The organism is Bacteroides sp. AF39-11AC, from assembly GCF_003474285.1.
Classification (GTDB): Bacteria; Bacteroidota; Bacteroidia; order Bacteroidales; family Bacteroidaceae; genus Bacteroides.
Genome location: NZ_QROH01000008.1, coordinates 374,503 through 383,143 on the forward strand (window position 1 = coordinate 374,503; position 8,641 = coordinate 383,143).

Annotated in this window: 7 protein-coding genes; 1 reads left to right on the forward strand and 6 read right to left on the reverse strand. The window is 39.2% G+C overall.

Annotation, left to right across the window (positions count from 1 at the left end; genetic code table 11):
- Positions 1–7 precede the first annotated feature (7 nt).
- Positions 8–1,336 (forward strand): RagB/SusD family nutrient uptake outer membrane protein, encoded by a 1,329-nt coding sequence (locus tag DW036_RS19090; RefSeq protein WP_118465787.1) that lies wholly within the window; start codon positions 8–10, stop codon positions 1,334–1,336.
- Positions 1,337–1,429: 93 nt separating this feature from the next.
- Here DW036_RS19090 and DW036_RS19095 read toward each other — a convergent pair whose 3' ends face one another.
- From DW036_RS19095 to DW036_RS19120, 6 genes are all read right to left on the reverse strand, one after another.
- Positions 1,430–2,134: an SGNH/GDSL hydrolase family protein gene (locus DW036_RS19095; protein WP_118465788.1), complete on the reverse strand. Its 705-nt coding sequence runs from the start codon at positions 2,132–2,134 to the stop codon at positions 1,430–1,432.
- Positions 2,135–2,205: 71 nt separating this feature from the next.
- Positions 2,206–4,359, reverse strand: coding sequence for a glycoside hydrolase family 97 protein (locus DW036_RS19100; RefSeq protein ID WP_118465808.1), 2,154 nt, complete (start codon positions 4,357–4,359; stop codon positions 2,206–2,208).
- 31 nt (positions 4,360–4,390) lie between these two features.
- A complete protein-coding gene (locus tag DW036_RS19105; RefSeq protein ID WP_118465809.1) occupies positions 4,391–5,563 on the reverse strand; it encodes an FN3 domain-containing metallophosphoesterase family protein in 1,173 nt (390 codons plus the stop codon).
- Positions 5,564–5,585: 22 nt separating this feature from the next.
- The gene (locus tag DW036_RS19110) at positions 5,586–6,794 is read right to left on the reverse strand and encodes a glycoside hydrolase family 27 protein (protein WP_118465789.1); all 1,209 of its coding nucleotides are present in this window, start codon (positions 6,792–6,794) and stop codon (positions 5,586–5,588) included.
- Positions 6,795–7,048: 254 nt separating this feature from the next.
- Complete coding sequence (locus tag DW036_RS19115; protein WP_118465790.1) at positions 7,049–7,483, reverse strand: hypothetical protein; 435 nt, start codon at positions 7,481–7,483, stop codon at positions 7,049–7,051.
- Between the two features lie 18 nt (positions 7,484–7,501).
- Positions 7,502–8,641, reverse strand: a 1,140-nt coding sequence (locus DW036_RS19120) for a C39 family peptidase (protein ID WP_187374641.1), incomplete at its 5' end; no start/stop codon positions are given.

The window sequence follows — 8,641 nt, forward strand, 5'->3', positions numbered from 1 at the left end:
TAAAACAATGAGAAAGATATATATAATGTTATTGATGAGCAGCGTAGTATTGCTGACTGCTTGTGATATGCTTGACATTCAACCTACGGGAAAGGTGATCCCCCAGACTTTAGCTGAGTACAGAGCACTGATTGCCACAGCCTATAAGACCGTTCCCGATGCCAGAGGACTCGCCTGTTTTCGTTCGGACGAACTGTATGTGAAAGATGATAGTTGGGAACAGGATCGTTATGGAAAAATTGAGTGCTGGGATGACTTCAGCGCACCGGGACAAACCACTGCCTTTGAGTGGAAAAACTTCTATAGCATCATGTTCACTGTCAACTATACCATAGAAGAGTGGAAATCCATCAATGAAGGGAGCGAAGAGGACATCGACCAATTGATTGGTGAATGTTATCTGCTCCGTGCTTACATGCATTTCCTGTTGGTGAATCTTTACGGACAGCCCTATACCCGACCGGGAGCATTAGAAACAAAAGCTGTGCCGCTTAAGCTGAATAGCGATATCAATGAAATCTTGAAGAAGAATACCGTTGCACAGATTTATGAAGCGGTCATTGCAGACATCAACGAGGCTGAGAAACTGATTAACAAAGAATCCTGGGAACAGAAATTTTCTTATCGTTTCACAACCTTATCTGTAAAAGCTCTCCGTGCCCGCTTATATTTATATATGGGACAATGGGACAGTGCATATCAGGCAGCCGAAGCGATACTTGCTGAAAAGAATACATTGGAAGATTTCAATGCAGAAACTTATACCCTGCCCAACAACTATCAGTCTGTAGAAAATATTACTGCATTAGAACGCGGTATGTCCTCTAACTACACACAGGCTGCTGTTCTATCAGAAGCTTTAGCTTCTTTATACAAAGAAGGCGATTTACGTCTGGACGCTTATTTCAAACCTGCCGACAAGAATGGTTATCGCTTCAGCCAAAAAAGCGGAAAAGATGATTTCCGTTGTTCTTTCCGGGTGGGAGAAATGTACCTGAATTCGGCAGAAGCAGCAGCCCAATCGGATAAATTGCCTCAGGCACGCACCCGATTGCTGGAGTTAATGCAGAAGCGCTATACACCAGAAGCATATACAGTAAAAGCAACTGCCGTGAACGCAATGAACAAGGAAGCCCTGATACAGGAGATTCTGGATGAACGTGCGCGTGAATTAGCTTTTGAAGGACATCGCTGGTTCGACTTACGCCGTACCACCCGCCCCCGTATTGAGAAAGTGCTCAAGGGAGGAACCTATGTATTGGAACAGGATGATTCGCGTTATACAATTCAAATTCCAAGAGAAGCGATAGCCGCTAATCCGGAGTTGTCGAACTGATAAATAAGTAGAATTGATAAATAAGAAAACCTCCTTTCTCATCCTGTTATGGTAATTGAGAAAGGAGGTTTTTATTGTGAGTTATCTATCCTTTTAAAGCGTATCTTCAATAGCCTTTTTGATAATTGGTTCCATTATATCATACCCTTCACTTGTCGGATGTACTCCATCTTTCGTATATTGAGGATTTAATGCTCCATTTTCATCCAACACCATCGCCTGGTAATAATCCACGTAAGGAATCTTATTTGCTTTTGCATACGCTGCTACACGGGCATTTAATGATTGAATTTTCTGAGAAGCATCCTTTATTTCCGGTCTCCATTTAAAGGTTGCTGCCGGTAGCACAGAAGTTAAAATCACTTTTATCTTATTTGCTTTAGCCAACTCTACCATAGAAATAATATTTCCAAATGTATACTCTTCATTGTAGGGACCTACATTTTCAGCAACATCATTAGTTCCGGCATTTATGACTACTAAAGCCGGAGAAAGATTAATAACATCCTCACGGAAACGCAATAAGAATTGATAAGAGGTTTGTCCACTGATGCCGCGGCCTATATAGCCATTTGTTTTAAAGAAGTCCGGATGAGTTCTCACCCACCCTTCCGTAATGGAATTCCCCATGAAGACAACTCTTTTCTCTTTCTTTACGGGCTTTGGAAGTGCAGCGTTTTCTTTTGCATAACGAGCTAAATTGGCAAAATTGTTCTTTTGAGCATATGCCTCACTGATTGATAATCCTCCCAGAATAGTAATTAACAACAAATACTGTTTTAATCTTTTCATTTTCATACTTAGATATTAATTATTAGGATATGCAAAGATAAAAAGATTCCTGCAAAGAAATTGTTTCTTTCACCACTTTACTTCCATTTCTTCACAGCCTTTTTATCTACTGCCATAGCCTCAATCAAACTCAAAGCAAATCCACCACTACATGCCATCTTTACAGATATTTTAGTCTTATTGGTTACAATGCCTTTCTTTATCTGATATGCAGTAGGATTCTTTTCATAATCAGCATCTTTAGCATCAGCATACAGCGTTGCCACGTACTCTTTTCCGGGTTCCAGAAAGTCTAGGGTAAAAGTAGAGACACGGGCATTTTCATCCGTAATGCCACCCACAAACCAGTTGCCTGTACCTTTAGCTTTACGAGCTACGGTTATATAATCGCCCGGTTCAGCTTCAAGATACTTACTGTCATCCCAATCAACAGCAACATCTTTAATGAATTGGAAAGCATCCAAATGACGTTCGTAACTTTCCGGCAGGTCAGCCGCCATCTGCAACGGACTGTAAAGAGTGACATACAAAGCCAGTTGCTTAGCCAGAGTCGTATGAATCTGACCATGATTCTCACGATTCAGGAATGTCAGGCAGATATCAAAAATACCGGGAGTATAATCCATCGGGCCACCTATTAGACGGGTAAAAGGAAGCAATGTAGTATGAAAGGGTTTATTCCCATCATAAGGTTCAAACTCAGTACCACGAGCAGACTCATTACCTATCAGATTCGGATAAGTACGGCACAAGCCGGTAGGACGTACTGCCTCATGGGCATTTACACAGATTTTATACTCAGCAGCTTTCTTCACTGCATATAGATAATGATTATTCATCCATTGCCCGTAATGATGCTCACCACGAGGAATGATATCACCAACATATCCACTTTTCACGGAATTATAACCATGATCTGCCATAAATTGATAAGCTTTATCCAGATGACGTTCATAGTTACGAACGGAAGCCGACGTTTCATGATGCATCATCAATCTTACTCCTTTACTCCGGGCATAATCATTCAGCATCTTTACATCAAAATCAGGATAAGGAGTAACAAAGTCAAAGACAAAATCTCTGGAACTTCCTCCCCAACTTTCCCAACCTTCATTCCAACCTTCCACCAAGACCTGATCCATGCCATGTTCGGCTGCAAAATCGATATATCTTTTCACATTCTCATTATTGGCAGCATGACGGCCGTTTGGCTTGATCTTCGTATAATCGTTTTCACCGAATCTCATAGCAAGCAACTCATCTGTATAGCTCCATGACTTCATGCCTGTAATCATCTCCCACCAGACGCCGATATACTTCACCGGTTTAATCCAAGAGACATCCTTATAAGCACAAGGTTCATTTAGATTCAAAGTCAGTTTTGAAGCCAGAATATCCCGTGCATCATCACTGACTATAATAGTACGCCAGGGAGTTTTAGAAGGAGCTTGCATATAAGCTTTGTTACCCAAGACATCAGGTGTCAACCAGGACTCAAATATCAGATTATTATCGTCCAAGTTGAGGTGCATACAGGAGTAATCGACCAAAGCGGCTTCATGCAAATTGATATAGATACCATCATCCGTCTTCATCTGTAAGGAGGTTTGAACCCCTGTAGGAGAAAATACGAATTGTGAAGCATTTACCGTTACGGCACTTTCCATTAAACCCCGTATTTCCGATAATTTAGACTCAGTATAGTCATACTCCTGTGTATCATAGTCACCCGGTATCCAAAAGGCAAGATGATCGCCAGTCATGGCAAACTGGGTATGTTCTTCTTTCACTATAAAATAGTTCAGATTTCTTTGCAAGGGGAATTCATACCGGAATCCTAAACCATCATTGTAAAGCCGGAAACGAATAATCATATTACGATTCTGAACTTTCTGTTCCAGAGTCACAGCCAGTTCATTATAGTGATTACGAATCTGCGCTACTTCTCCCCACACCGGCTTCCAGGTTTCATCAAAAGTTGAAGTCTCAGTGCCGGTTAATGTAAAATTACTCATCAGTCCGGGATCATCTTTCAATTCCAAGCCCAATTTTGAAGGTTTCACTACAGCCTTACCTTTATAGAAAAGCTGATATACCGGTTCTCCCTGTGTATTTACAGTAAAATCTAAATGAAGATTTCCATTCGGTGAAGTAATACTTTCAGCCATCATTGCTCCACACACCCATACAAACAATAAGAAACTAAAAAAACTTTTTGATACAAAACTCATGCTATTCATAGATTTAAAGTAAAATGATTCACTACTTTGCCATAATAGAAATTTTATCTATCACCTCTCCATTCATATTCCTCACTTCCATATTCAGTTGATTCCCTTCTATTACTCCTTTAAGTACTGTATTTGAGGAATTATCAATAACCGGAAAGTGAACTTTATCAGTCGGCTTATTATTAAAATATTGATGCAGATGCCCACTTAACATAACATCCACCTGCGCATCATTCAGGATGGGGACAAACTTTTCCAAAACTTCTCCTTGTCCATGCCACAAGTCCTGATCAGGCAGGGGTGGCATATGGGCGATGACCACTTTGAACTTCGCATCCAAAAAATCAGGAGATTTCACAATTTCAGAAAGCCATTTAGCTTGTTCAGTACGGTAATTATCATAGTCTGTAATGCCGTGATACTCTATATCAGAATCGGGCTTATCCTCACCTGTATCCAGAAAAATGAAACAAACCGGACCTTGTCTCAACAAGAAATACAAGTGCGGTTCCTTAGGGGAGAAATAGTGCTGAAAAGAAGCAGCAAACAAGCCACGTGTTTCATGGTTTCCACGGGCGTAATACATAGGTTTATGAGTAGCAAACAAATCTACGGTAACATCCATAAAGCCTTTGAACAGGTCTTCTTCATCCATCAGCCAATTCATCATATCACCATTATAGATGATCATATCCGTCTCTTTAAAACCGGCATTGTTCAGCAGTTTCGGAATATAATCCGTATTACCATGAATATCATTCAACATAATAAATGAGGTTGCCGGCTTATTACGATCATTTGTCGTAAATTTCAATGAACGCTTATCATAAATACTGGGAGCTGCAACATTGCCATAAACGATTTCTTCTCCTTTACGTTCCAGAACCTCCTGGGAGTAAATACGATAGCGATAGCTGGTTTCAGGTTTAAGACCGGTGATACGAACTGCATGCAATTCCGAAACATTCTTCACCCCATTCGTAGAATCAAAAAACCTGGAACGTTCAAAGCGGTAATAGCTTGTACCATCATCGGGTGCCACTTCCACCCAACCAACAGAAGCTTTATTAGCCACCCATACAATAGTAGTTTCCGTCTCTTTCAGGTTCTGAAGATACGGGCCATGTTTTATCGCGATTTGTTCCTGGGCAAATCCGGCAAAAGCCAAAAGCATACATATTACACTGAATAAAAATCTTTTCATCACAATCATTTTTTATCTATATTCATTTTTTATTTTTAGGAGCCAACTTTACCAATACAACGCCATGTGCAGGAACCTTGAAACTTAGATTATCGCTGGAAGTTCCAAGATATTTATTCTTGTTCCAGATATCGTATACATCATATTCCAATTCCCAGAGTCTGATATCTGCAAAGTGAAGGTGAGATTTGTCTTTTCCAAATTTATACTCAAATGTCCATGGTTGCTCATCACGATTGAAAAAGCATACAGCAGCTTCTCCATTAGACAACTGTTTTACCCAGATTTCATATTGTTCTATTTTCATGTAACGACGTCCTTGTATACCCAACTTATCCTGATTCACAGCTATCACGTCTTTATTCATCAGGATAGCCTGTGTTTCTTTATCCATGGTCCGCAAATCATTCCCAGCCAACAGTGGAGCCGCCAACATACACCACATGGTGAAGTGTGAACGATTCTCCTCAGTAGTGAGTACCCCATTACCTACCTGCAACATATCAGGATCATTCCAATGTCCCGGACCGGCATAAGGATATAAGTCTGCATTCTTATCAATGATATCCACTACACTACATCCTCCCCAGTGTACCGTACCTTTAAAAGCATTGATAATATCCCCCGTAGTTCTCCACAAATGTCCTACTCCTTTTGCCCATGTCCACGGTTTGCTACTTCCCCACTCACAAATAGAGAATACAATGGGACGACCGCTGGCTTTCAAAGCATCACGCATAGTACGATAAGCTCCCTGAGGACTTTGAGCCTCATCAAAACACCAGTCATACTTCAGGAAATCCACTTCCCACTCAGCATAGGTACGGGCATCCTGAAACTGATAGCCACGACTTCCCGGACGTCCGGCACAAGTCAATGACCCTGCACAAGAATAAATACCAAACTTCAATCCTTTGGAATGTATATAATCTGCCAATGCTTTTATACCGGAAGGAAAACGTACTGAATCAACCACAATATTCCCATCCGCATCGCGACCCACTTGCCAGCAGTCATCAACATTCACATAGGTATAGCCTGCATCTCTCATACCATTCGCAACAATCAGATCTGCCATATCCCGTATCTGCTGTTCATTGACATCGCAACTAAAACAGTTCCAGCTATTCCATCCCATAGGAGGAGTCAAGGCCAGTGAATCGGCACCATCAGCACGAACAATAATGAACGTACACACAAGAAACAAAAAACACAAAATCCTTTTCTTCATAATACGATCGGTTTTTATTAAAAAATCATTGTTATATATTTACATTATTCATTATAATATTAGGTCTTATCATCTAATACAAGGATATTCAATAATGTACTTTTCCCACATCCTGAAGACCTCATTATAGATGCAAACTCGGAGTCTTGTGTTTCTATGTTTACATTACACAAAGCATGGGTTTCGATCTCCTGAGTGCGAAAAGTTTTATTTATGTCTCCCATTTCTATTATCACAAATAAATGTAATAAATATTATTCAACTTTGAACTGAAGAATACTATTGTTAGACAAACTCCTCACCTTTAAATAAACTGCAGACAAATCCAATATTTCATAAACTAAAACTCTTTTCTTTTCATTTTTAGGAGTTATAAGTGTAATAATATATTTACCGCATTCACATTTACCAACTTTTGTGGAATCAAAGTTACTAGCAACTTCATCTGACAAATAATAAGGCACTTTATCTACATACCCACCGTCACGATAAATAAAAGTATAAGTTTGTGTATGTGTGTCATATGTTAATTTATAAGAGAAATTTTGTTTCTCAGGAAACTGCATAATCCATTCTTTATTTGCCAAAAGACTGAGAGTAGTTCGTTCTTGTCCAAAAGCCTTTCCTGTATATACAAATAGGTATACACAAATAAATGAAATTATCATTTTTAATTTAAATTCATTCATAACTATAGTTTTAAATAATTATTTTACTCCAGTAATAACAATGTTATAGTTTTTAACCAAAGATGATTCAGATACAACATTCCATTCTCCTTTTTCTGGATCCATATAAATTAAATTCCTGCCAGACCGATACCCTACAATAAGAATATTATGTGTAGAATTTGATATTGAGCTATATATATCAGTCATCACTACATAACCTGCATCTATAGCAGACCTATAAGTAAGAAAATCTGTAGTTCTAAAAAAACAATCAACGAGCCCATCTATTTTATCTAAATCAACCCCGATATTATAAATATTTAAGCCATGTTGTGTATAATAATATTGCAACAAATCACCCTGATTTAACTTCCCATTAAAAACCTTATTATCAACATATTCCATTACAGCAATAACACAACCATTAGGCAGTTGAGTAGTCATAGTTGTTGGTAACTTTTTCTTTGCCAGATGGTCACTACTACTCGGCGTATATTTAATAGGAGTTACATAAGTAGGTTCAACCACTGGTTTATTAGGATCTTCCGGATTTCCTGCTCCACCCGGCGGATAAGGATTATTGGGATCCACTTTACCATCATCCACAAATTCACATTCCCGATAACACCTTTCATATGGAACAAGATCACAATATGTAACTGTATCATAAATAAGCCCAGTTTCCATATCACCCCCAACCAATACATATTCATCATGACAATTATAGCTATATTCTGTGGTACAAATATCGTGACACACCTGTTGCACACCACGCGTAGAAACGAAAGATTCTGCCTGCGTATTGCAGGAAGGCGAAAGATAGCCTACTATTTTACCATCAGAATATCTCCAGCCATTGATAAAGAAACCATTAATAGCATAAAATAAAACCAAGCCATCATAATCAGGCTCACGATATAAATAGCTATTCTTTATCATGTTTCTAGTATTTTTCAGATAAGCGTAGGAACCTACGAATATCATCACAAAACTACGCATTTTACCGGTTATTTTATCTTTCAGCACCACCATTCTTGTCGTATTACAGATATAATCAACCTTTGTACAAGGATCCCAATGTAAAGCTGTTTCCGAATCGAGAATCAAGTGTACTCCATTCGTCAGAATAGGAGTTTCCACGGTTTCAAATCGCCCCCAGGAACTCGTTTTAGCTCC